Below are 214 nucleotides of genomic sequence, written 5' to 3' on the forward strand. Positions count from 1 at the left end.
ACCAAACCTACTTTCGATATGGATGCTGCTGTCAAGGCGCTGCGTGAGGGCAAAGACCTCAGCGGCAAAGATGGCATCCTGACTCCCCTGATCAAACAGCTTACCGAAGCAGCCATGAGCGCGGAGTTGGAGGAGCACCTCGCTGGCGAGGACAGGCCCAACCGAAAAAATGGCCATACATCCAAGACCATGAAAAGCCCGACGGGCAGCTTCG

At 56.5% G+C, this 214-nt stretch carries 1 pseudogene; it reads left to right on the plus strand.

What is annotated here, in order from left to right:
• Positions 1–214, plus strand: a pseudogene (locus Q1A48_RS21670) (IS256 family transposase); the annotation flags it as partial.

Source organism: uncultured Microbulbifer sp., assembly GCF_947489355.1.
In the GTDB taxonomy this organism is placed as follows: Bacteria; Pseudomonadota; Gammaproteobacteria; order Pseudomonadales; family Cellvibrionaceae; genus Microbulbifer.